The sequence below is a fragment of the Candidatus Deianiraea vastatrix genome (assembly GCF_007993655.1).
Taxonomy (GTDB): Bacteria; Pseudomonadota; Alphaproteobacteria; order Rickettsiales; family Deianiraeaceae; genus Deianiraea; species Deianiraea vastatrix.
Genome location: NZ_CP029077.1, coordinates 642,005 through 665,914, shown reverse-complemented (window position 1 = coordinate 665,914; position 23,910 = coordinate 642,005). Strand labels below are relative to the sequence as shown.

Below are 23,910 nucleotides of genomic sequence, written 5' to 3'. Positions count from 1 at the left end.
ATTTATGACAAATGAAATGAATATAATAATTTATCAAGGTAAAAATGGGACAAGGGTTGATTTGAAATCTAGCGATTTTGAAACAATTTGGGCAACGCAGGAGCAAATTGCAACTATTTTTGATAAATCTATAAGTAGCATATCTGAGCATATATCAAATATTTACAGGGAAAACGAATTAGTACCAGATGAGACTTTTCGGGAATTCCGAAATGTCTCAAATCAACCAATAAAACACTACAACCTTGATATGATTATTGCTGTTGGATATAGGGTGAATTCCACTAAAGCAACTCAGTTTAGAATTTGGGCGACGAAAATTTTAAAAGAATGGATAATTTGTTTTAATTATGAAATGTAATATTATAAATGGAAATTGCATAGAAGAGATGACAAAAATACCAGATTTTAGTGTTGATGTTATTTTTGCCGATCCACCATATTTCTTGTCAAATGGCGGAATTACCTGTCAAAGTGGTGTAGCTGTTAGTGTAAATAAAGGAAAATGGGATAAGTCCATGGGTGTAAATGAAAATCATGAATTTAACAAAAAATGGCTTAAAGAGTGTCAAAGGATTTTGAAAAAAGACGGAACTTTCTGGGTAAGCGGAACGCATCATGTAATATTTTCAATTGGTTTTGCAATGCAAGAGCTTGGTTTTAAGATTTTAAATGATATATCGTGGGAAAAGCCAAATCCACCACCAAATTTAAGTTGCAGATATTTCACACACTCAACAGAAACTATAATATGGGCGGCAAAAAATGAAAAGTCTAAACATTATTTTAATTACGACGAAATGCGAAAAATTAATGGTGGCAAGCAAATGAAAACAGTTTGGTCGATTTTACCGCCAAAAAATAGCGAAAAAACACACGGAAAACATCCAACACAAAAACCACTAGAGCTTTTGGAAAGAATAATTCTTGCATCAAGTAAAGAAGGTGATGTTATTTTAGATCCATTTATGGGCAGTGGAACAACTGGCGTTGCAGCTATAAAACACAAAAGGCAATTTATCGGCATTGAGATGGATGAAGGCTATATAGAGCTTGCGAAAAGGAGAATTTTTGATTGTGATTTGGATAAGTTGATATGATAAAATCTGAGGCAGTTGAAAAATTAAAACAGTTAATAGGCACCGACATAAGACAAATGGCGGAAAAATATGAAGTAACTGTCTGGAAAGATGGAAAAATTAACAAGGGTTGGTTTGGTCATGTAATTGAGCGATATCTAGGTCTTCCGATTAATTCATCTCAGTCTCCAAATTTTGGCTCTTGGGAACTAAAAACAGTTCCACTTAAAAGATTAAAAAATGGCATTATTGTGCCAAAAGAAACTATGGCAATTACAATGATCGATCCTTTTAATGTCAAAATGACGGAATTTGAGGAAAGTCATCTTTATGCAAAACTTAGGAAAATGGTTATTTGTACGAATATTTTTGAAAGCAAGGAAGAAAAAAGCAGGATTTTACACAATGTAATTGAATTTAATCTTGATGACAAGGAAATGCTTCGCATAATAAAGCAAGACTACCAAACAGTAAGAGACACAATAATAAACCAAGGCTTTGAAAAACTCACAGGAAAGATGGGTGTTTATATCCAGCCAAGAACAAAAGGGCAGGGGCATGGGTCTGTTTCGCGGGCGTTTTATGCAAGAACGAATATTTTAAAACTATTGTTTAAATTCTAAATATATCGTGAAATTGATTTATAAAAATTAAAATATGCGATTAAAATTACGTTAAATTAGGTTATTTTAATTTATTTTATTTGCCAGTATTGAATAATTCATTATTTAGAAATTCTACTTTATTTACAAATGTTCCATGATCTGTTTCATTTAGTCTCTTTTTTTTGTGTATATCGTTTCTCCATTGTCCACGATTTGATATTGCGTGCCTTGTTTTCTTGATTACATAATATGGATCTAAATCTGCATATTGACATACTTTTAGAAAATCCCTATTTCCACTTGAAATCCATTTTATTGCCTCAAGTCTGGCGTTTTGATTTTCCGTTCGTTTTGATAAAGTGTAGCAGTCAACTATTGCTTGCATTACAACGGCTCTCCATAAAGATACATCTGATCTTGTAACTAACATGTCATCAACGAAGCCTGGTTCACTTGGTGGAGAATCGCTTGTACTAACTGAGTATTTTTTTGCATCTTTTTTTTTATTCATAGATGTTGTAAATAACAAAATTAGTTTTTTTATATTGTGTTATTTTTTTTCTGGAAGCAAGTTTTTTTTCTGTAGGTATTGCGAATAAGAAGGTGAAAAATATCAATTAAATATGGTTATAATAAACATTACTTGACAAATATTTTGTTTGGTTTATTATTGTTTAGAACTTATTTTGTTATGACGCAAGAAAACCACATTTTCCCCGCCGTTTTGGCGTATTATAAACAGATTAATAGAGACATAAATGAAAGCGATTTACTTGATTTAATAAGGAAAAATAGCGGATTTGAAGATAGTGTTGTAAGTATTTTTAAGCTAAAATTCAAGACAAAAAATAAAGAATGGGAAGTTGAGCTTGAAAAACTGAAATCCAAGACAAAAGAGCCAATTTTATTGCATTTTTTGCAGATTTTAAATGCAGCTGTGAGAACAAATTTATATCAAGATGAAAAAGACTATATTGCCATAAAACTAAAGCCTGAGTTTATAGAAAACATGCCAAAACCAATTCCTTATGCGGAAATTATGGTTTATAATGAAGATTTTGAAGGCTGTCATCTTCGCTCTCAGCCTATATCAAGAGGAGGTTTTCGCTGGTCAGACAGAGCTGATTACAGAACTGAGGTTTTAGGGCTTGTTAAAGCGCAAATTAGTAAAAACGCAATAATAGTTCCATCTGGCGCAAAGGCTTGTTTTTATATCAAAAAACCAAAGCAAGACAAGGCTGAAAACATGGCTTTTGTTAAGGCTTGCTATGAAAAATTCGTCTGTGGACTGCTTGACATTACTGACAACATCGAGGCAGATAGGGTTATTAACCCAAAAAACACAGTTATATACGACGAAAATGATACATATATAGTCGCGGCGGCGGACAAGGGAACAGCAACTTTTTCCGATCTTGCAAATTCGATTTCAAAACGCTATAATTTCTGGCTAGGAGACGCTTTTGCATCGGGCGGCAGCCTTGGATATGACCATAAAAAAATGGGAATTACATCTCGCGGAGCTTATATTTGCGCAAAATCTAGCTTTTATGAGCTTGGAATTGACGCGGAAAATACTGAAATATCTGCAGTTGGAATAGGCGATATGTCGGGTGATGTATTTGGAAACGGGATGTTGCTCTTTAAAAAGCTAAAACTGATGGCGGCTTTTAATCACATGCACATTTTTATAGACCCAAATCCAGACATTGAAAAAACAGCCCTTGAAAGAAGGAGATTATTTGAAAATCCGCAGTTAAAATGGAGTGATTTTGATAAGTCAATTATAAGTCAAGGTGGCGGTGTTTTTGACAGATTTGGCAGTGATATTGAGATAAATGAACAAATTAGAGCATCTTTTGATATTCCAAAAAGTGTCAAAAAACTCAATCCAGAAGCGTTAATTGGGTATATTTTAAGGGCTAAAATTGACCTATTATTCAACGGTGGCATAGGAACTTTTATAAAGGCGGAATGTGAAAAAAATGAGGATGTAAAAGATAAATTTAACGATACAATTAGAATAAACGGAAATGAAGCAAGATTCAAAGTTATAGCAGAAGGCGGAAATGTTGGAATAACTCAGCTTGGACGCATGGAACTTGTGAAATCTGGGGTTAAAGTCAATATGGACGCAATTGACAATTCCGCAGGCGTTACATGCTCAGATCGTGAAGTAAACATTAAAATCGCACTTTCTGTCGTGAAAATCTCTGATAAAGGCAGAGAAAAACTGCTATTTGACATGACTGGTAATGTTGCAGCTCTTGTTCTTAAAAATAACTACTTGCAATCAAAATTAATAGGTGTCACCGAAACTTTTGCGCAAAATGAGACAGCTATTTTTGCAAAAATTGCATCGCAAATGGAAATTGCGAAGGTTTTAGACAGAAAAATGCACCAAATGCCAAGTGAAGAGGAGTTTTTATCACTTGCTATCGCAAAAAAAGCCATTTCAAGAACGCAAATTTGCGTAATGCTCAGTAATGCGAAGATATATCTTAAAAATATCATTTTAGAATCCGATCTTTTGCGTGATAACTACTTTAAAACAAATCACCTACTTGAATATTTCCCAAGACAAATGCAGGAAGATATGTATTTACACGGCATTTTTAATCACAGCCTTGCAAAAAACATAATTGCAACCGAAGTTGCTGGTGAAATTGTCAATATTTGTGGAATTTCCTATTTCTACAAGCTTCGCCAAATGCTTGATTTAAAAGTTGGGGACGCTGTAAAATTATACTCCATAACTCAGGAAATATTTGGTATAAAGGCACTTTTTGAAATGCTTTGCAAAGAAGACGGAGTGATAGAATTTGCAAATCAAGCCCGCGCAATAAAAAAACTTCAAGACGCCGCTTTATTTGCCTCAATTGCAATTTCTTCTCATGTGAATTTTGACAAAACAATAGAGGAAAATATCCATAATTTAAAGCAAATTATCGATCAATTCTTCAAGATTTTAAAGGGCTCCTGTTGCTCTGACGTTAAAAAATCGTGCTGTTTTGACTCACAGTATACCGCTGGTTTAAAGGTCTTAAAGTCTGCTGATATAATTTCAATTTGCATGGACTCATTTGAGAAAAATTATCAACAAACGTGCGAAATTGCTAAAAAAGTCTCGGATAATCTTGGATATAAATCTGCAATTTCAAAGATATTTGCTGAGGTTTCAAATGGAACGACTGAGCTTAAAACCGCTTCGATTATAGCATCCAGACTAATGCAATTTGTTGTAAAATCGATTAAAACGGGTGAAAAAGTTGAAAAATATAAGGAAATTTGCGACTTAATTGCAAGCCAGGCGTCAACTGATAACTTGCAACTTGAGGCAATTTTGGATAAAATTAACGCTCTTAATTTATGAAAATAATACATAATATATCGGAGAAAATCTTAAAATCGCGTTACCATCTTTCAGATTCTGTAATGGCCTTTTATAACGATATTATTTTAACATATGATTCATCTTTAATGAATTGCAAAAATATTATTAGCGTAAATTTAAGAGAAAGTGTAATTCAGGCAGCAAAAGAAAGGGATAAAAAGGTTATAAATTTACAAATTGGACATAAAATACAAAATGATTCATTAATTGATAAAATGACAATAGAGATAAACGAAACCTTGTTAAAATATCAAGGCAGTACATGCGATCTTGTTGTTATTGACTCATGTATTGAATATACAATAAATCCTGTTCAATTTCTTTTAAGTGCATTTAAATTGTCTGAAAATGTTGTGTGCGTTATTCAAAATTATGCAACGCTGAAGAGGAGATTTCATTTTATGTTAACAGGTAGTTATCAATTTTTAGACATTGATGAAAAAAATAGATTTGACTCTAATATTTATAGTCCATTTAGTATTAATGATTTTCTTCGAATGTGTGATAAAGAGCATATTTTTGTGAAATATGGCTTTTATTTAAATAGAAAGGGAAAGATTTTAAATATATTTGGCGGGTCAACAATGATGCCAAATTTACATATAGATGAAGCTGTTTTTGTATTAAATAAATTTTAATTTATTTTATGGTTATAAGTTTTATATATATTTTGGGTAACATTTTAATTGGGCTTGGCTGTCTTTTTGTTCTTAGTTCGATTGCTGGATTTGTGAAATTTCGCGATCCATTTAAGATGATGCATGTTGGTGGAGTTGCAGATTTAGCTGGAATGCCATTGATAATACTTGGTTGTGGTATAATTTTTATTACACGAGGCAATTATGATGCTTTTTTTAAAATCCTTTTTATTATAATTATAACATACATTACATCACCTATAGGTACAAATGCAATATCGGAGTCTGCATCGAGAATGTATGGATATCAATTTTTGAAAAACAAAGATGATAATTCAGATTCCAAAGAGTAGATTTTTAATGATATAAAACAAAAAACTTGCATATAATAAAAATGGTGTTTTAATTAAAAAAAGTGATATTTTATGAGCGCTAAAGACATTTGTGCAACAACTATTTGTTGTGTTAGAAAGGGGAAAATGACTGCCATTGCAGGCGATGGACAGGTTACTTTTGGAAAGTCTGTAATCATGAAAAATAATGCAAAAAAGCTCAGAAAATTGCGTGATGGGAAGGTTTTAGTTGGTTTTGCCGGCGGTGCGACAGATGGAATTACACTTGTTTCAAAACTTGAAGCTGAGCTTGAAAAACACGATGGAAAATTGTTACAATCTTGTGTTGAGCTTTCAAAAAACTGGCGTGGAGACAAGGTTTTGCGCGAACTTGATGCAATGATGATTGTAGCTGATAAGGATAGTATGTTTATTGTTGCTGGAAATGGTGACGTTGTTGAGCCGGAAAATGACGTTGTAGCAATTGGATCTGGTGGAAATTTTGCATATTCTGCGGCGCTTGCTTTGCTTCAAACGGATTCAAAATTAAACGCCTTAGAGATAGCAAGAAAAAGTCTTGAAATCGCAGGTCAAATCTGTGTATATACAAATAACAACATTAGCTCGGAGGTGATTGAATAGTGGTATGAAATGCATTAAAACTGACTTTGAAGGTCTTTTAGTTTGTGAATTTAACAAATTTCCCGACGAAAGAGGCTTTTTTATGGAAAGCTATAATATTAATACTTTTGCACAAAATGGGATAAATTTAACATTTGTTCAAGACAACATTTCGGTTTCAAAATCTGGTGTTATTCGTGGAATGCATGGGCAAATTTTACCAAATCAAACTAAATTCGTGCGTTGCATTTCCGGAGAAATATACGATGTAGCTTTGGATATAAGAAAAAATTCTCCAACCTTTGGTAAGTATTTTGGAATCCATCTTTCGATGGAAAAAAATAACGCATTACTTATTCCGCATGGTTTTTTACATGGATTTTCCGTAACATCCGGCGCGGATGCGATGGTTTTGTATAAAACGACTGGGGTTTATAGTAAAGCTGGGGAGTATAGTGTAAATCCGAAAACATGTGGTATAGACTGGAAAGTGGAGAACGAAATTACATCGGAAAGGGACACTTTATCTCAGAATTTTGAGGATTTTTGCAAAAGTGACAAGATATCTGAAATTTATGCTAGTATAGAAGTTTGATTTTATATATTTTCAATTGATATTCTGCTTTTTGGCGAAATGTCAAGGCCCTGAAACACTCCAAGATTATATCTTTTTACGCCGGCAAAAGCTATCATTGTTGCATTATCTGTTGCATATTTTAAACTTGGAAAGTGAAGAGTGAGATTGTTTTTACTACATAAATCCTGCATTTTTGATATAATTTTGCGATTTGCCGAAACGCCGCCGCACATTGTAAAATCTTTAATTTCTGGGCATATTTTTTTCACTTCGTCAATTGCAAGCTGAGTTTTAAGCTCAAGATTTGCGCAAATTCTGTCTTGCACGGTAAAGCAAACATCTGATAAATGCTGACTATTTGCAAGTGTCTCGGGATTTTTCTGGATATAGTTTAGCACATTGGTTTTAAAGCCTGAAAATGAAAAATTAAGGCTATTATCGCTCATTGGTTTGCCAATTTCCGCTATATTTCGACCGTTTTGAGCAAGTTTTTCAATAATTGGACCGCCCGGATAGGAAAGCCCTAGCATTTTTGCACTTTTATCAAACGCCTCTCCAACTGAATCGTCTATCGTCTTTCCCAAAACCCTGTATTTACCGAAGCTTTCTGACAAAACGAACTGGCAATGCCCGCCAGATACAAGCAGGGTTAGGTTTGGATATTTTACATGTGATGTCTTGCCGATGTTGACGCTTTCAAGGTGTCCTTCAAGGTGATGAATTGGTATAAATTTTATACCACTGGCATGGCAAATGCCTTTTGCAATCATTATGCCAGTTAATAGTCCGCCTATTAAACCTGGGGCAAATGTTGCACAAACTGCGTTTATATCGGAGATTTTTATGTTTTTTTCAAGGTCTTGTAAAATCATTTGCAAATATTCAAGATGACATCTTGACGCAAGCTCAGGAACAACGCCACCATAATTTTTATGCACATCGATTTGGCTTATGCTTTTTTCGTAAATTATCTCAAAATCACTTGAAACAACCGAAATACAGCTATCATCGCATGAGGATTCAATTGCAAGAATAAGTGGAGAAATCATATACCGGTAATAGCGTAACTAAATTTAACAACAGGTCTTGTTGATACACCTGGAATATTGTAATTCATTTGGGTGTAAAGTAATCCGTACGTTATACAGTTTGTTTGTTTTAAGATTGAAAGACTTTGCGATAGCCACATGTCTGTATTATTTAATCCATCTTGCGAGTTTATCAATCTAATGCCTCGTAGACCTATTGACAAATTATTTTTAAAGGTATAGCTTATTTGTGGTGAAATAGCTGTCATTGTGCCCAAAGTTCCGTATGGCATAAGAGAGGATTTATTATAAGACATACTTGCGTCAAAGCCGCCAAGTTTTGTTATTGATATTGTTGTATTTTGAAATCTTGGTCTTGCAATGCCAGATATTAATGTGAAGTCGTTTCTAGAATTTACCCTGTAATCATGGGTTAGTGAGAAAAATTTATTATATATTTTTACAACACCAACATAATCTGACATATTGCGAGTTAATCCGCCATTATATTCGTAATAAAATTCATTTGGTCTACCAATGTAATTTACAACGCCGGCGCTAATCAATGCATTTATGTCAGTTTTGCCAAATCTTGTATATGCGTCAACGCCGTATGATAATCTTTTACCGCTATCTATAATACCATATCCATCACTTAGATTGCTTGCAAAGAGATTTGTGTATTGAAGCTGCGTTCCAAGGCTATCTTCTAAAATCATAGATGCTGTGTTCATATATGGAGATTGCTTGTATTTAACACGAGGTTCGATAATAAATTGTCCAAGGTTACCAAGTCCAGTGAAGAATGGTTTTGAGAAATCGAGGTTTAGATTGTAGTATTTACGATTTTGAGAAAAATTAGATGTTTGCGCGTTAAGCATTGGGTTGTATATCATTCTACTTTCTTGCATGTTGTATATATTTACATTTTGGGTATTGGAAAAGCTTGATATATAGCCGTCATTTGGTGATGAGTAGTCTTTAAATGTGCTGCGTTGATGGTCAAATTTTGAGCTTGCAAAAAGATTAAAATAAGCACCATTTTGAGTTCTTATTGGAATTGTATATCCAAGTTCGGCATTGTAAATTTTGCTACTATAGCCAGATGTACGCTTTAGGTCTACATATCTTTGATCTATAAGCACTCTGCCGCCTATGATATTGTCAATTTGTTTTTCAAAGACAGATCGTAAATGTGGCATTACTATTGGTCTTGTTGCACTTGGCGTGTAGATTAGAAGTGGATCAAATCGTATTATTTCTGCAACATTGTGATAATCTTTTGTCGAATTGTATATACCAAGGTAATTTCTTGCGTAAAAATCATATTTTAATCTATAAATTGGTAGTATATTTGGATCTGATGATTTTTTTAGTTCACCTTTAATGTATGTATTATTTGTAATGCCAAGCTTCAGCTCTGAGTCTATATGCCATCTATTGCCATATAGAATATTGTTGTTTATGTCTTTTTCATATTGTCTTGTTGTTGATGAAATTAGACCTGTTTTATCTGTAACCAGTGTATCGATTGTTAATTTACCTTCTTCGATATTATTTTCTTCATCTTCTTCGTAAAACAAATGTCTATATTGTATATCAAGCGTATTTGCACGAAGTCTTTGTGCATCCATTGTTGATGTTGAGCCGGCGGGGAGTTCTTTACCAGTTATTCCATTTAAATTTTGATAAAAGGTTGGTGTAAGTTTTAAATCTATATTATTTTTTAATCTCAGATAATATGGAATGCTAAGTCCAATTTGGCGAGATCCAAGAAATACCAAGCTAGGTGGGAGAAATCCAGAGCGTGCACTGCCGTCAATTTTCTGAGTATATTGGTTAATTTTAAATACTGGCATTGAAAAAACATTCACTTTTAAATTTTTAGCCGTCATGTATTGTGTATCGGTATCAAGCCTTACTTTATCTGCAGTAATGCTCCACGGCAGTAGGTCGTATTGTTTTTTTACATTTTCGTATGTATTATCATTTTGAATTGTATTTAGATTTACCGGTGATAAGATATTTTGGCTATCTTTATAGTCTTTTGAACATCTAAGTCTTTCATCTTCAACTTCATACGATCCATTTAATTCACAGGCTGAGAATGTCATATTATCTATTTCGTATATAGAATCTGATATTTTATTGATTTTTTTGGATAAAATTGTACTATTATCGTAAAGAAATGCCTGTGATTCATTTATATTGATTACATCGCCATCTTTTTCAAATTGCTTTGCATAAAGTACAATGCCGTCATTTGTTCTCATTCTGACATTATCTTGAATTTGAAAAATGCTTTTAGATTTTCGAGCATGAAGCTTGTCGGATGAAAAAATTCCGAAGTTTGTGACACCGAAAACATTGCCTTGAGATTCGATATTATCGCCATCTGTTGATGATAGCGAGTTTGCAAAAAGCAACATTTGCTTTCCATCAAGCAGGGAAAGTGATATATCGTCTTTTTTCACTTTTTCTTTTCGCGGCGTTGGTTGTAAAAAAGCATGCGAATATTTGGGCATGACGAAAGAGAAAGCAATCGCAAATAAAGCCGTAAATATCCGCATTAAAACTTACAAAATTATTTATTTAAAATGAATTTTGAAATTATTTCCTTTGCATCTTTACTTGTTCCAAAGCCAGAAATTTTAACCCATTTACCTGCGTCTAGGTCTTTATATCTTTCAAAAAAATGCTTAATTTGATTTACAAAAGTTTCAGGAAGGTCGGCAAGCTCGTTTATATCTTTGTAGTATGGATCAGACTTGGCTTTAGGAACTGCGATGATTTTTTCATCCTTACCGCTTTCGTCTTCCATGTATAAAAGTCCAATTGGGCGAACGGGAATGACGCAGCCGACTGCAAGTGGATAGCGAGTTATAACCATAACATCAACTGGGTCGCCATCATCTGCCAAAGTGTGAGGAATAAAGCCATAATTTGCAGGGTAAAACATTGGAGTTTGAATAAATCTGTCAACAAAAATAGCACCAGAATCTTTATCAAATTCGTATTTCACTGGCGCAGAGCCGGCTGCAACTTCGATAATTACATTTACTTCGTCTGGAACTTTTTCTCCAGCTTTAATTTTATCTAAGAACATATCAAAAACATTAATTAATACCGAGGTTAAAACAAGATATATTATTTGCAAGAAAAAATAATCAAATCATTTTTTAAATTTACTATGTAGACAATAGATTTTTTAATATTGAGTTTTTGAATGAAATTTATGTTACAGCATGGTGTAAATTTGCTTGATATTTTACTATTTTTGCTTCCAGAAAAAAAATAAACGATATTGCGTGTAGAAAATTTATTTTTTACATGGCAATATCAGGAAATTCATCAGTTGCGTCAATTACAGGAACTCTTAGCACCAGTCTTGGATTTGGCTTTCCACCAGAGCTTACATCTATTGTAGATTCGATTGTAAATGGTGATGGCGAAAAGTATAAATACAACCTTGAAATTCGCGATGTTACGCTTCAAACATCAACATTTGGGCGTATAATTCCTGAGATATACGGGAAAATCAGAACTTCTGGAAATATTATTTGGACATCTGGGATTAAAAAAGAGGTAACGCAAACGGCTGTCAAAAGAGATAAATTTGGGAATACACAAGGTGGGCAAACAAGTACGAACTACTCAATTTCTCTTGCTATTGCAATTTGTAAAGGTGTTGTAAATTCAATTGATAACATATATGCAGACGAGGTTTTGCTTGATAAAACAAAGCTTAATTTAATGCAGTATTTAGGCACGCAAGATCAAATGCCAAATTCTGTCATTCAAAGCTATGAAGGGGATGAAAATACGCCAGCTTTTCGTGATTTATGTTATGTTGTAATTCACAATTTTTCTTTAAACGACTATAACGGCCGTGTGCCAAATTTTACATTTGATGTAACTTGCAACAAGGAGTCAAAAACAGCAAATAGTGTAATTTCTGGCGTTTGCATAATACCTGGCTGCGGCGAATTTGCATACGATACGCAAATTCAATATAAAATGGACGCTGTGTATAACAATTTTGGCATGATTATTGGATATTCCAAAGGTGCAAGCATTAATCACAATAATAATACATCAAATTCAGATGCAGTTGCATCATTTGAAAAAATGCAAAAAGAGATCCCAAATTTAAAGTGGGCATCCGTAATTTGCTCTTGGTTTGGATCAAGTCTTGATATTGCGTCATGTGAAATATTGCCAAAAGTTGAGTATAAAAATGGAAAAACAACACCTGATGAATGGGGTGTTGCCGGGTTTAATCGTAGTAGCGCTCAAATGGTTGGCGTGGATGCCAGTGGAAGTGTGAGATACGGTGGAACGCCTTCTGATGGCTCAATTTTACGCTATATAGACTATGTTAAAAGCAAAGGTGTAAAGGTTTGTTTTTACCCATTTTTAATGGTCGATGCAGATGGTAAGCCGTGGCGTGGGAAGATTACAGGCAATATTTCAAATGTCGCAAATTTTTTTCATAAATCTCGCGGTTATCGTGATTTTATAATGCATTATGCAAATTTAGTCAAGGGAAAAGTCGATGCTTTTATAATTGGATCTGAATTAATTGGAATTACAAAAATTACTGATGGAAAGGGCAATTTCCCAGCTGTCGACGAGCTTTGTCTTTTGGCAAATGATGTAAAATCTATTCTTGGAAGTTCTGTAAAGGTTATATATGCAGCAGACTGGAGCGAATATCATCATAGCGACTCGGGCTGGTTTAACATGGATAAATTATGGGCAAATAGCGCAATTGACGCAATTGGTATTGACTGTTATTTTCCTTGCACAAACAGCGGTCAATCTGTGTATGATATTTCCGCTTTAAAACATGGATATGAAAGCGGCGAGGGTTATGATTTTTATTATGAAGATAGCGAAAATAAGTTAAATCCAAAGCCACTTTCACCCCAGTATGCATGGAAAAATCTTGAGTATTTTTGGAACAATTTTCACACAAATCCTGATGGAAAAAAAACTTTATGGCAGCCAAAAATGAAGAAAATTTGGTTTTGCGAATATGGCTTTCCATCCGTTGATTGCTGCACAAATGAGCCAAATGTGTTTTATAGCCCAGATAGTCAAGATTCCGGTTTTCCGCATTTATCTCAAGGAATAGTTGATTTTAAAGCGCAAAACGCCGCGATTCTTGCCTTTGAAGAGTTTTGGGGTGGTAAAAGTTTTATCGAGCAGAAATTTATTTGGGCATACGATGCGCGTCCTTATCCGTTTTTTCCAGCCTTTTCCAATCTTTGGTCAGATCACGCCTCTTGGCGTTATGGGCATTGGCTAAATGGCAAGATTTCCTTTAATCAAATCACAAATATTATATCGGATTTTTGTGAAAAAATTGGCATGGATGAGAAGGATTTTGAAATTGAAAACCTAGATGAATATTTTGATGGCTTTGTTTTAAATCAAAGTTCAACTGCATTTAACATACTTAAAATGTTCGCTGAAATCTATGATTTTAACATATTTCATTTAAATGGCAAGCTGAAATTTTCAAAAAATACAAATCTTTTACCAATTTTGGTTGATAAATCTGATATAATAGCGAAAAATCAAACAGAAATTGCCCAGTTTTTAACAATAAATAGCCAGGCTTTGCTTCCAAGTAAAATTGAAATGTTATTTATTGACTCAAGTGATTTTAAGATAAATACGGCAATTGTTCAAAATGATAATACTCAAAAAATGACGATAAAAGTGCCAATTGCAATGAGTTTTTCAAATGCACAAATGATTGCTGGGAAGATTTTACAAAATATTATAGCGCAAAAAGATGATTATATTATTTCCCTGCCTATGAAATATAGCAATTTACATATTGGCGATGTTATTGAAATTGATAATTCATTTCGAAAAATTACAGAAATATCATTTAACATGGGTAAAAATTACATAGATTTCACGACAACAAGTGTAAATCTTGAAATGCCGCTTCAAAGAGTTGAAAATGACATAATCGAAACAGCTCGCACTCTTGAAATATCAGGAGATACCGATGTTTATGCGTATAATTTACCCTACTCGGATGATAATACAGATTTTTCTCAAATAACTCTATTTTGCGGCATTAATGGCTTGCTTGCAAATTGGAAATCATGCGATATTTATCAAAAACTTTCGACGCAAAGTGATTATTCTTTTGTAAAGACGCAAACTTCTCAATCTTGCACTGGGAAAATTGTTGAAAATCCTGAAAATACGGAAATTCCAGAGGCTTATTTAATTGACAGGCAAACAAAATTACAAATTGTATTAAACGACGACTATATTTTAACTAGCATTGATGAAGGAAATCTTGGAGGGCAAAATATTGCAATTATTGGAAATGAAATTATTAGCTTTGCAAATGTGCAGTATTTATCTGATAAAATAGTTGAAATTTCGACATTTTATCGTGGAATGTTTGATACAGAAATCTCGCAGAATTTATCTGGTTTAAATTTTGTTTTAATTGATGAAAATATTTGCAAAATTACCGTTCCAATGACTTATTTATACAAAGATATTGACATTTTAGCGGTTTCAAATAATCAACAAATTACCGATGCAAAGCCGACTAGGATAAATATTAGTAGAACTAATTTTCCAAAAATTGCTTTAAATACTGATTTTTTTAAGCAAGGAAATGGAGATATTTTGATAACTTGGCAGGCACGAAATATAAGAGATATAGATTTTTGGCAAGATTATGTGAAATATTCTAGTTTTTATATTGAAATTTATAATGAAGATGGAGATGTTGTGAAGTTTTATAATAATTATCAAGGTGTTAACTTAACGATTACGAAAAATGAGCAAATATCGTTGTTTGGATGTGAGATTTTTGATTTACAATATTCACTAATTCAAAATGGTTCGTAATATATTATTTAATTGCCATTCTGGGCTATTTTTTTCGTTATTTGATCAACGAAATTCTTAAATTCCGTCATAGATTTTCCAGTAATTGTGCGAATTGACTGTATATGATGCTTTGTTGGATTGATTTTCTCGCCATTTTTTACAAGTTCAAAGTGTAAATGTGGCCCAGTTGAAAGCCCGGTTGTACCGATGTAGCCTATAACTTGTCTTTGTTTTACATAAGATCCAATTTTTACGCCTTTTGCAAATCTACTCATGTGTGCGTAGTTTGTTGAATATTCTTTTGTGTGCTTGATTGTGCACAGATTTCCATATCCACCACCCCAGCTGTAATGTGTAATTGTTCCGTCACCTGCTGCGTAAATTGGAGTACCAGTTGGAGCCGCAAAATCAACACCTTTGTGCGCCCTTGTAAATCCTAATACCGGGTGGCGTCTTACGCCAAATCCAGAGCTAATTCTTGCGCCATCCACTGGGGTTTTAAGTAATGTTTTCTTGATTTCAAGACCTTTTTCATTGTAAAATTCATCATTAAATCTATACATTCTATACCATTTGCCTTGAACATTTATTCCAGCGTATAGCAATTTACCATCTTTCACTTTTCTTGATTTATCGTCGTAATATTCCTCAAAAACAACTTCAAAGCTGTCCCCTTTATGTATATCTCTTTGAAAGTCGATGTCATAGCTGTATTGCTCTATCATTTTATTAATTACTATAGGTGTTACACCTTTTTGAATTGCATCGTAGTAAAGGCTATTATTTATCTTGCTTTTTATCACTCTTGTTTGTTTCTGACTTTGAAGAGGTGCTACGGTTGTTGTAAAAGCATTATTTTGCCTTTGAAGATATATCTTTTTTTCAATCTTATTTAGTCTAACCTCTATATGATTTACTATGTAATCTTCTTTGAAATAATGTCGCTTTGGATAAATATCATTATTTGTTGAATGAGGAACGTATCTTGCCTTGTAATCGTAGTTAATAAATATATCCTGACCAGGGTTAATTAAATTAAAATTTGAGCCTAATGCTTTTGATATAGCGCTAATTTCTTGGCTGTCAATGCCGTAATTATGCAATCCAGATGAAAGATTTTGACCATTTTTAAGTTTAATTACATCATCTACATTATTTTCGTGCATTCCAAGATTTTCATCTAATACCACATAAATCTTTTCGTACTCTTTATAATAATCATGTTGATAATCTATTTTATCAACAATTAAATCAAGATCGCTTGCAAGGTATATTTTATTTATTCTGTTATATAAATTTGAATCAAAAAAATTCCAAATACATATAACGGCAACAAGTCTCGTTAGCGTTGTAATAAAATTTTTGTTAAAAAATAACGATTTTACTTGCATATCAAATATCTTTATATTATAAACTAAATAATTAAGTTTTTATTTGCAAGAAATATTTTTTAATTTATGCTACGATCGATTTTCATTTATTTTGTCAAATTGTATCAATATACAATATCTCCATTTTTACCAAAATCTTGCATTTTTGTTCCAACTTGCTCTGAGTATGCCATACAAGTTTTAACCTCTCGTAAGTATAATTTGCTAAAAAGTTTGCTTTTGATAGTGAAAAGAATTTTTAAATGTAATTCTTTATTTACAAAAAAGTCAATTAAAATCGATGATTTTAGGTAGTGTAAAAATATTATATTCTTTTTTTTATTTTTTTTCTTGACAATTATTTTTTTGATGCTTGTAATCGTTTGTGCTTACCAATTTTGGTTAAGTACTTAAATCGTGAATATTTTTTGACTGATGAAAATAAGGGTGTTCATATAATTATTTTATATGACCAATTTTAAACAATATACTTTAGTTTTAATTTTACTTATAAAAAGGTGTGATTAAATGCTTTGGAATTAATTCTGCGCATTTATTCAATAATATATTAAATTACTAAGAGTATTTGGTGGATGCCTTGGTATTAGCAGGCGATGAAAGACGTGGTAGGCTGCGAAAAGTTGCGGGGAGTTGTCAACAAACTTTGATCCGCGAATGTCTGAATGGGGTAACCCACTCCGCAAGGAGTATTGCAAACTGAATTCATAGGTTTGTAAAGCAAAACCTAGGGAACTGAAATATCTAAGTACCTAGAGGAAAAGAAATCAACCGAGATTCCGTAAGTAGTGACGAGCGAACGCGGAACAGCCCAGTAGTACACAGATAAGAACTCAAATTGTATGGAAAGGCAATCGACACAGGGTGATAGACCCGTAGAGGTAGAAAGTTTGTGTATTCTTGAGTAAACCGGGACACGTGAAATCCCGATTGAATATGGGGGGACCTCCCTCCAAGGCTAAATACTAGCTAATGACCGATAGTGAACAAGTACCGTGAGGGAAAGGTGAAAAGAACCCCGATAAGGGGAGTGAAATAGATCCTGAAACCAAATACTTACAACCAGTCAGAGCCTGAGGCAACTCGGGTGATGGCGTACCTTTTGCATAATGAGCCAGCGAGTTATTGTATCAGGCGAGCTTAAGTCGATTATGATGTAGGCGTAGCGAAAGCGAGTTTTAAAAGAGCGTTTAGTCTGGTGCAATAGACCCGAAACCAATGCGAGCTATTCATGACCAGGTTGAAGGTGGAATAAACCCCACTGGAGGACCGAACTAGTTACTGTTGAAAAAGTATTGGATGAGTTGTGAATAGGAGTGAAAGGCTAATCAAGCTTGGACATAGCTGGTTCTCCGCGAAAACTATATAGGTAGTGCGTCATGTGTTTCTCATCGGGGGTAGAGCTACTGAGTGGGTGCGGGGGAGCAAGTCTCCTACCAATCTCAACCAAACTCCGAATACCGATGAATTAAGCATGGCAGACAGACGGTGGGTGAAAACATCCATCGTCGAGAGGGATAAAAACCCAGATCGTCGTATAAGGTCCCCAAATTGTAGCTAAGTGGAAAAGGAAGTGAGGAGGCCAAAACAGCTAGGATGTTGGCTTAGAAGCAGCCATCATTTAAAGAAAGCGTAACAGCTCACTAGTCTAATAGCCTTCTTGCGCCGAAGATGTAACGGGGCTAAAGCTACATACCGAAGACACGAGATTAAAGCAATTTAATCAGTAGCGGAGCGTTCTGTAAGCCTGCGAAGGCACCTGGTGATGGGTGCTGGAGGTATCAGAAGTGTTGATGCTGGCATAAGTAACGATAAGGGGCACGAGAATTGCCCCCACCATAAACTCAAGGTTTCCTGCGCCATGGTAATCAGCGTAGGGTTAGTCGGGTCCTAAGATCAAGCCCAAAGGCGTAGTCGATGGCAATCAGGTTAATATTCCTGAACCTGCTAGAAAGTGACGGATTGAAATCGTCGTAAGTGGTTATTAGATTCCGCTTGCGTAGAAATCGGTTCCAGGAAATAGCTCTAGCGTACAGCCCGTACCGTAAACCGACACAGGTGAGTGAGTAGAATATACTAAGGTGTTTGAGATAAGTATTCTGAAGGAACTAGGCAAATTGCATCCGTAACTTCGGGAGAAGGATGGCCTACATATACGCAAGTACTTGTAGGTGGCACAGAAATGGGGGTGGCGACTGTTTACTTAAAACACAGGGCACTGCAAACCTGAATAAGGGGAAGTATAGTGTCTGACGCCTGCCCGGTGCTGGAAGATTAACAGGAGATGTGCAAGCATTGAATCGAAGTCCCAGTAAACGGCGGCCGTAACTATGACGGTCCTAAGGTAGCGAAATTCCTTGTCGGGTAAGTTCCGACCTGCATGAATGGCGTAACGATCTCCCCACTGTCTCCAGAATATTCTCAGTGAAATTGGATTGGCCGTGAAGATACGGTCCACCCGCAGTTAGACGGAAAGACCCTATGAACCTTTACTATAGCTTTACAATGATATTAAAAATTAAATGTGTAGGATAGATGGGAGACTTGGAAGTTGCGACGCTAGTCGTGATGGAGTCGTCGTTGAAATACCATTCTTTTGATTTTTGATATCTAACCAAGATCCGTAAAAGTGGATCTGGGACATTGTATGGTGGGTAGTTTGACTGGGGCGGTCGCCTCCTAAAGAGTAACGGAGGCGTTCAAAGATTGGCTCAGGTGGGATTAAGCCACTGTTGGAGTGTAATAGCATAAGCCAATTTGACTGCAAGACTGACAAGTCGAGCAGGGACGAAAGTCGGATATAGTGATCTGGTGCTTCTGCGAGGAAGGGGCATCACTCAACGGATAAAAGGTACTCTAGGGATAACAGGCTGATAGTGTCTAAGCGCCCAAAGCGACGACACTGTTTGGCACCTCGATGTCGACTCATCACATCCCGGGGCTGAAGAAGGTCCCAAGGGTCCGGCTGTTCGCCGGTTAAAGTGGTACGTGAGTTGGGTTTAAAACGTCGTGAGACAGTTTGGTCCCTATCTGCTGTGGGCGTCAGGAAGATTGAGCGGGGTCGACTCTAGTACGAGAGGACCGAGTTGAATATGCCAATGGTGCACCAGTTGTCCTGCTAAGGGCATAGCTGGGTAGCTACGCATAGAAAAGATAAACGCTGAAAGCATATAAGCGTGAAACTTGCCGCAAGATGATTCTTCCCAATTAGGGACGTGGAAGACCACCACGTTGATAGGATGGGTGTGTAAGACTGGTAACAGTTTCAGCTAACCATTACTAATTCCCGATTGATTTAATTTATTATTGATTCTTTGTGTAGAATTAATTCTAAAATATTGTTATAATTTTTATTTTCATCAGTTAAAAAATATTCATCAACAAGCTGATCACTATAACGACGTGGAACCACGGGATCCCTTTCCGAACTCCAATGTGAAACGCGTCAGTGCCGATGGTACTAGGTCTTTTGCCACGGGAGAGTAGGTCGTGATCAGCTTATTGATGAATTTTCATTTATAAATTTCTGCATGTTGTTTTTTTTGTTGTATTTTATATATAATGTATAAAAAAACAATCTAAAAAGATATATATTTTCTATGCACTTTGTAATCAAATAATGCTTTGTTGATATTTTTTGATGCGAAAACTGAAATTCCATTACCATTAAGCCGAATACTTCTTTTTATTAATTTCTTATGCAATGCGCCAAATTTGCTGTATATTATAATTTTAAAACTGTTGCACAATCATGATTTTTTACTTTGCGTGGAATTAAATAATAAATATATATTTTAGCTAAATAATATTTTTTATATCGGAGAATTTAGATTTTAATCTTTTATGCATTCATTGATTTCTGGAACAGAATTTAATGCAGGTGGTATGATGTATTTTTCGCCACTTTTTCTTTTAATTTTTTCTATTGTCTCAGATCTTTCTTTTTTTACTTCATCAATTGTTTTACATTTACATCCCGTAAAAGAAAGAAATATTAATAATATATAAGCTGTTTTTTTAGCTTTCCAGTCAAAAAAACTTCTCAATATCCATATAATTGCGCCAAGTGAAACGAAACAGTCTGCGATATTGAAAACTGGAAATTCATATATTCCGTAATGCAAGTGTATAAAATCCGTAACACATGAATTTAAAATTCTATCAATTAAATTTCCTATTGCACCACTTATTATTAAAATAATGACTATTTTATCAGATATTTTCTTTGCCTGAATTAAGGATTTAATAAAAAAGATTGTTATTAAAATTCCGATAATAGAGAGTATAATGTTTCCATATGATATATTACTTAGCATGCCAAAACTTACACCATAATTACATACGAAGGTTAAATTAAAAAATGACAATAACTGCCAAGAGCAAGAGTTTAAACCTCCTTTGGCGTCGCATATATTGTGAAAAAAGTTAATAGCAAGTTTTTTTGTTATTTGATCAACTAAAATAAGAGTTATAATTATGCAAAATTGTAAAAAAAATCCCTTGTTTTTAATAAAAATATCTTTCATAATGCGTTGACAGTTAATCCTTTTGTAACATGAAAAAAATTAATAGCAATAAAATTGATGAAAAAATTTTTTCAAGCGGAATAGTTCATTTTTGCGGTATTGGTGGCATTGGAATGTCTGCAATTGCGCAGGTTATGCATCAAAATGGAATAAAAGTGCAGGGAAGTGATAGCTCGGAGTCGTACATGGTTCAAAACATGAGAAATCTTGGGATAAAAATATTTCCAGCTCAAAAAGAATCTAATCTACAAGGCGTATCTTGTCTTGTTTATAGCTCTGCGATTAATCTTGATACAAACGAAGAGGTGCTTGCTGCAAAAAAGGCGAAAATTCCAATAATTCACAGGTCAATTGCGCTTGGATTTGTTATGCAGGGCTATAAAAGCATAGCGGTATCAGGTTCTCATGGAAAAACAACGACAACCTCGCTTCTTGGCTTAATTTTAGACAAATGTGGCATTGATCCTGTAATAATTTCGGGGGGAATTATGAATGAATATAATTCAAACTACAAAATTGGAAAAGGCAAATATATCGTGGTTGAAGCAGATGAATCAGACGGCAGTTTTGTTAATTTTAATGCAGACCTTTCGATAATTACGAATATTGATAGAGAGCACATGGACCACTATAAAACAATGGACAAGGTTGAGGAAGTTTTTAAAGTGCTTTTAGATCATTCAAAAACATCTGTAATTTGTAGCGATGATGAAAGGCTTGTAAGGCTTTCAAGCGGCAATAATGTCATTAAATACGGCTTTAAAAATGGGGCGGATTTGCAAATTATTAAAGAATCCATTGTGTATGAAAATGGTTATAGTTTCTTCGATATATCCTGTGATAATGAAAAATTTACAATAAAAACAAAGCTTTTTGGCTTGCATAATTTTTTAAATATATGCTCTGCTTTTTTAATTGCAAAAAATATTGGCTGTAAAGTTGAAGATATAATCTCGGCAATTAGTTTGTTTAGCGGTGTAAAAAGGCGATTTACACAGGTTGGAAAAGTAGAAAATACGATAGTAATTGATGATTACGCTCACCATCCAACTGAAATTAAGGCGGTAATTCAGGGTGCTAAAGATTTTATGAAAATATCAAAGCGTAGTGGTGAAATTGTGGTAATTTTTCAACCACATAGATATTCAAGAATGTACGATTTAATGGATGATTTTGCTGCGTGTTTTGATGGCGTAGATAAAATTATACTAAACCCAATTTATTCAGCTGGAGAAACAAACGAAAACGGCGTTAAAATCGATGATTTAGCGAAAAAAATACAAAAAAATAATAAAAATCTTGACATTAGAATTTGCGCTCTTGATAATGTGAAAGCTAATTTAGGGATTATGAATGTAACTCAAAATGATATAATTATCTTTATGGGCGCCGGTGATATAAGTAAATTCGCTTATTCATCTTGTGATGTTTTGTTTTAAATTGATTATGAAAATTGTATTTTTAATTATTCTTGTTATTTTTTTGCCACTCAAAGCCATGGCATTTGAAACAATTGATATTGAAAAGCTTTATGGCAATACAATTCCTGTTTCAATATCTACAATTGGGCAAGAGCAAAATACGAAACTTGAGAAAATTTTAAATAGTGTAACCGATGTAATATCACAAGATTTACAAACTACTGTTGATATGGAATACAAAGGTTTGTTAAATTATACCATGGATGCAAATATTTTGAATCTAAAAAAATATAATTACGATGGAATTGCATATAATATTAATGTAAATGTATTTCAAATGCCAAGCGAGGCGGATAAATATGTGATTGAAGTTAGGGTATATGATGTTAAAAATGAATCTGTTCTAACGGAAAAAAAATATGCTTTTAAAGAAGACAATATACGCAAAACATCTCACATAGTAACTGACATTTCATACTTTGCAATGACTGGTAAAATTGGATATTTTCAGTCAAAAATTGTCTATAGCTCAAGTGATGTAGTGAAAAATAAAAATTCCAAAAAAAGTATTTACATTATAGATCAAGATGGTTATGGTGAAAAATTATTGCTTCAAGGTGGAATTTTAAATTCTCCGATTATAGATAGCAAAAAGAATGCATTAATGTATATTGACATGACAACAGGTGAGCCATTTTTAAAGGCAGTTAATATTTTTACGCAAGAAAAAATATCTCTCGACAAGGTCTATCCAAGTTTATCAGGAAAAAAATATACATCAAGCCCGTCGCTTTGTAAAAATGATAACTGTCTTATTTTGACAAATTTACTTGAAGATGGAAGTAGTATTATTAAATTATCTTCCAAGGGTGATGAATCAACGATAGTAAATAAATCTGAGACCATAAATACATCGGGCAGCACCTCTCCAGATGATCAAATGTTGGTTTTTGAATCAAATTATGAAGGAAGAAGAAATTTATATGTATCGGATATTTCGGCAATACAAATGACAAAATTGCTTGTTGGAAATGATGGTATTTATGCTGAGCCATCTTGGTCGCCTGATGGCAATTGGATTTGTTTTACAAAGCTTAGAAATGGTATATTTCATATTGGAATAATTCGACCAGATGGAACGGATGAGCAAATATTATATTCATCTTACATGCTTGAAAATCCTATGTGGCTTCCAAATTCAGATGGTATTATTTTTGTTGAAAAGAAGTCTCTATCTTCCAAAACTACGCTTGTTATGATTGATTTATCTGGAAGAATTGTAAGAAAAATTAAAACAACAACCGGAGCAACGTCTCCATTTATGTGGATTATTAAATAAACACCAGAATTCATCGCACTGAAATATATAGCAATTATGTTAAATCTGTTTGCTTTTTTTTGTTAATTTAGATCGGAAGTTTAATGAAA

At 34.0% G+C, this 23,910-nt stretch carries 18 protein-coding genes and 2 rRNA genes; 14 read left to right on the top strand and 6 right to left on the bottom strand.

Features of this window, described 5'->3' with window-relative positions; all coding sequences use genetic code 11:
• Positions 1 to 4 precede the first annotated feature (4 nt).
• Genes rhuM through deia_RS03165 form a run of 3 tightly spaced genes read left to right on the top strand, consistent with a single transcriptional unit; the run spans position 5 to position 1,702 of the window.
• Positions 5 to 361 carry a RhuM family protein gene (gene rhuM, locus deia_RS03175; protein ID WP_146820716.1) on the top strand — a complete coding sequence of 119 codons (357 nt, stop codon included), beginning with the start codon at positions 5 to 7 and terminating at the stop codon, positions 359 to 361.
• Entirely contained in the window at positions 351 to 1,100 is a 750-nt protein-coding gene (locus tag deia_RS03170; protein WP_146820715.1) for a DNA-methyltransferase, read from the top strand. The genes rhuM and deia_RS03170 overlap by 11 nt, the downstream gene beginning before the upstream one ends.
• A complete protein-coding gene (locus deia_RS03165; RefSeq protein WP_146820714.1) occupies positions 1,097 to 1,702 on the top strand; it encodes an MvaI/BcnI family restriction endonuclease in 606 nt (201 codons plus the stop codon). The genes deia_RS03170 and deia_RS03165 overlap by 4 nt, the downstream gene beginning before the upstream one ends.
• A 76-nt stretch (positions 1,703 to 1,778) precedes the next feature.
• Here deia_RS03165 and deia_RS03160 read toward each other — a convergent pair whose 3' ends face one another.
• Complete coding sequence (locus deia_RS03160; RefSeq protein WP_146820713.1) at positions 1,779 to 2,195, bottom strand: hypothetical protein; 417 nt, start codon at positions 2,193 to 2,195, stop codon at positions 1,779 to 1,781.
• Positions 2,196 to 2,375: 180 nt separating this feature from the next.
• Between deia_RS03160 and deia_RS03155 the strand changes: the two genes are divergently transcribed.
• From deia_RS03155 to rfbC, 5 genes are all read left to right on the top strand, one after another.
• Entirely contained in the window at positions 2,376 to 5,057 is a 2,682-nt protein-coding gene (locus deia_RS03155; protein WP_146820712.1) for an NAD-glutamate dehydrogenase domain-containing protein, read from the top strand.
• A complete protein-coding gene (locus tag deia_RS03150) occupies positions 5,054 to 5,716 on the top strand; it encodes a methionine biosynthesis protein MetW (protein ID WP_146820711.1) in 663 nt (220 codons plus the stop codon). The genes deia_RS03155 and deia_RS03150 overlap by 4 nt, the downstream gene beginning before the upstream one ends.
• A gap of 8 nt (positions 5,717 to 5,724) precedes the next feature.
• The gene (locus deia_RS03145; RefSeq protein WP_146820710.1) at positions 5,725 to 6,069 is read left to right on the top strand and encodes a monovalent cation/H(+) antiporter subunit G; all 345 of its coding nucleotides are present in this window, start codon (positions 5,725 to 5,727) and stop codon (positions 6,067 to 6,069) included.
• 72 nt (positions 6,070 to 6,141) lie between these two features.
• Positions 6,142 to 6,690 (top strand): ATP-dependent protease subunit HslV, encoded by a 549-nt coding sequence (hslV, locus tag deia_RS03140; protein WP_146820709.1) that lies wholly within the window; start codon positions 6,142 to 6,144, stop codon positions 6,688 to 6,690.
• Positions 6,691 to 6,694: 4 nt separating this feature from the next.
• The gene (gene rfbC, locus deia_RS03135) at positions 6,695 to 7,264 is read left to right on the top strand and encodes a dTDP-4-dehydrorhamnose 3,5-epimerase (RefSeq protein ID WP_146820708.1); all 570 of its coding nucleotides are present in this window, start codon (positions 6,695 to 6,697) and stop codon (positions 7,262 to 7,264) included.
• Positions 7,265 to 7,266: 2 nt separating this feature from the next.
• On the opposite strand, the gene tsaD is transcribed toward rfbC, so the two are convergent.
• From tsaD to ppa, 3 genes are read right to left on the bottom strand one after another with little or no spacing between them, the layout of a single operon-like run.
• Positions 7,267 to 8,295 carry a tRNA (adenosine(37)-N6)-threonylcarbamoyltransferase complex transferase subunit TsaD gene (gene tsaD / locus deia_RS03130; protein ID WP_146820707.1) on the bottom strand — a complete coding sequence of 343 codons (1,029 nt, stop codon included), beginning with the start codon at positions 8,293 to 8,295 and terminating at the stop codon, positions 7,267 to 7,269.
• Positions 8,292 to 10,799, bottom strand: coding sequence for an LPS assembly protein LptD (gene lptD / locus deia_RS03125; RefSeq protein ID WP_222912617.1), 2,508 nt, complete (start codon positions 10,797 to 10,799; stop codon positions 8,292 to 8,294). The genes tsaD and lptD overlap by 4 nt, the downstream gene beginning before the upstream one ends.
• 59 nt (positions 10,800 to 10,858) lie before the next feature.
• Positions 10,859 to 11,380: an inorganic diphosphatase gene (gene ppa / locus deia_RS03120; protein WP_146820705.1), complete on the bottom strand. Its 522-nt coding sequence runs from the start codon at positions 11,378 to 11,380 to the stop codon at positions 10,859 to 10,861.
• Positions 11,381 to 11,604: 224 nt separating this feature from the next.
• On the opposite strand from ppa, the gene deia_RS03115 reads away from it, so the two are divergent.
• Entirely contained in the window at positions 11,605 to 15,165 is a 3,561-nt protein-coding gene (locus deia_RS03115) for a baseplate megatron protein TIM-barrel domain-containing protein (protein WP_146820704.1), read from the top strand.
• An 8-nt stretch (positions 15,166 to 15,173) separates the two neighbouring features.
• Here deia_RS03115 and deia_RS03110 read toward each other — a convergent pair whose 3' ends face one another.
• Positions 15,174 to 16,538: a M23 family metallopeptidase gene (locus deia_RS03110; RefSeq protein ID WP_146820703.1), complete on the bottom strand. Its 1,365-nt coding sequence runs from the start codon at positions 16,536 to 16,538 to the stop codon at positions 15,174 to 15,176.
• A 66-nt stretch (positions 16,539 to 16,604) separates the two neighbouring features.
• On the opposite strand from deia_RS03110, the gene yidD reads away from it, so the two are divergent.
• From yidD to rrf, 3 genes are all read left to right on the top strand, one after another.
• Positions 16,605 to 16,832 carry a membrane protein insertion efficiency factor YidD gene (gene yidD, locus deia_RS05985; RefSeq protein ID WP_146820702.1) on the top strand — a complete coding sequence of 76 codons (228 nt, stop codon included), beginning with the start codon at positions 16,605 to 16,607 and terminating at the stop codon, positions 16,830 to 16,832.
• A 251-nt stretch (positions 16,833 to 17,083) separates the two neighbouring features.
• Positions 17,084 to 19,838, top strand: a 23S ribosomal RNA gene (locus deia_RS03100).
• An 81-nt stretch (positions 19,839 to 19,919) separates the two neighbouring features.
• A 5S ribosomal RNA gene (rrf, locus tag deia_RS03095) occupies positions 19,920 to 20,034 on the top strand.
• A 334-nt stretch (positions 20,035 to 20,368) separates the two neighbouring features.
• Here rrf and lspA read toward each other — a convergent pair.
• Positions 20,369 to 21,061 carry a signal peptidase II gene (lspA, locus tag deia_RS03090; protein WP_146820701.1) on the bottom strand — a complete coding sequence of 231 codons (693 nt, stop codon included), beginning with the start codon at positions 21,059 to 21,061 and terminating at the stop codon, positions 20,369 to 20,371.
• Positions 21,062 to 21,090: 29 nt separating this feature from the next.
• Here lspA and murC point away from each other — a divergent pair, with 29 nt between their 5' ends.
• Together murC and deia_RS03080 are read left to right on the top strand one after the other, a co-directional pair.
• Positions 21,091 to 22,500, top strand: coding sequence for a UDP-N-acetylmuramate--L-alanine ligase (gene murC / locus deia_RS03085; RefSeq protein ID WP_146820700.1), 1,410 nt, complete (start codon positions 21,091 to 21,093; stop codon positions 22,498 to 22,500).
• 7 nt (positions 22,501 to 22,507) lie between these two features.
• The gene (locus deia_RS03080) at positions 22,508 to 23,821 is read left to right on the top strand and encodes a PD40 domain-containing protein (protein WP_161982831.1); all 1,314 of its coding nucleotides are present in this window, start codon (positions 22,508 to 22,510) and stop codon (positions 23,819 to 23,821) included.
• Positions 23,822 to 23,910 lie beyond the last annotated feature (89 nt).